Raw genomic sequence first — 1,473 nt, forward strand, 5'->3', positions numbered from 1 at the left:
TAGCAATCACAGTGTGCTCATTATATTCACTGTTACTTAGATAATTACTGCCATACGCAAGACCTCGGAAACTCAATCCGTGGTGACCAGAATAAGCGAATCGTTTACTAATATTTGCATCAAAGTCAACACCGTCTCCCGATACAGCCTGAGGGGTTTCACGCTCAATTAAACACTCTTCGCTCGGCAGCGAAAGCAAACACGTATAACTTTGTGATGACTGATTCAAGTTATCGCTAAAACTTGGCCCTAACGCAAAAGACCCCCGCCAAGCTTGACGATAGTTAAGCGCATCAATAAAACTATTTACAGTGTGGCGCACACCGTCAACCTTAGGGTTGTCATTTGGTAACTGCTCAGCAATATGTTCAAACAATATAAGCGCATCAGTATTTTTATTATTATCAAACAACACCCGCGCCAACTCTAATTGACTAGGTAAAAAGTCTTGTCGCTGAGCTAATACAGCCAAATGTTGCTGTTCAGCTTCGTTTAAACGTCCAGCAGATCGAGCAATCGCACCTTGCGCATAATGAGCTAGCATTACATCGTAATTTTTTAGTGCCACATAGCGAGATAAAAAATCTTGTGCTGCTGGCCATTGTTTATGCTGAACTAACAAATAGACTGCTTGGCCTAATTCATGAACATTGTTATTAACTTGGATTTGCTGACCATTAATTGTAAAAGAGGAAGACTTAGCTGAATCATGCGCCGCATCGGCAACCATTGAATGCTCATTTTGTTTTATATTTTGCTCTATACGTTGCTGTAAATGTAATCGCGTTTCAGTCGATGCAGATAAGAGAGGGGAGTTTAACACTAACATTACTACCCATAATTGCACTGTATTACGGTAATAATGACTTTTATTTTGATGGTTCATAATAATACTCAAAAGCGTCAATTAAAGGGGCCAAATATTAGCCCCAACTAAATAATTGCGATTACTTTTTAGTTCCACCAAACGCAGTATCTAATTGACGATCAGCAAAGGTAGCAATACCTGCAAGTGACGCAGCATCAGCACCAAAGAAATGGCCTGTAGCTACACCCCGAGAAGTACCATTTGCTAACGAGGTACCATTAAATGCAGCTGTGGATGATGTTATGTTTGCATTCACTGTTAATGAAAGAGATGAATTAGCTAGGCTACCTGTTAACTTCTGAGCACCAAAATCAGCCGTAAAATCGCCTGTAAGTTGATTATTACCACTGAACTTATTTACTCCTTTAACTGCATAGCTAGCTATACCACTTACTGGTACTGTCGTGTTGGTATTATTACCAACATAATATACTGCGCGGTCGTTGCCATTACCGTTAAAATCTTGTGACCATTCACCAAACCAGACATCGCTAGTACCCACTTTTGCAAAATTAAATGTGCCAGTACCACCATGACCCATGCTTAAAGAGTGAATACCGTTAGTTGGTTGGGCATAAGCTGATAACGCCTGAAAATCAACTTTC

At 40.2% G+C, this 1,473-nt stretch carries 2 protein-coding genes; both read right to left on the bottom strand.

The window, feature by feature from the left end:
* On the bottom strand, positions 1 to 886 hold an 886-nt coding region (locus tag ACT3RM_RS17810), incomplete at its 3' end, for a surface lipoprotein assembly modifier (protein WP_444511507.1).
* Between the two features lie 61 nt (positions 887 to 947).
* Positions 948 to 1,473, bottom strand: a 526-nt coding sequence (locus tag ACT3RM_RS17815; RefSeq protein ID WP_444511508.1) for a Slam-dependent surface lipoprotein, incomplete at its 5' end; no start/stop codon positions are given.

The organism is Pseudoalteromonas sp. AOP7-A1-14, assembly GCF_052376275.1.
Lineage (GTDB): Bacteria > Pseudomonadota > Gammaproteobacteria > Enterobacterales > Alteromonadaceae > Pseudoalteromonas.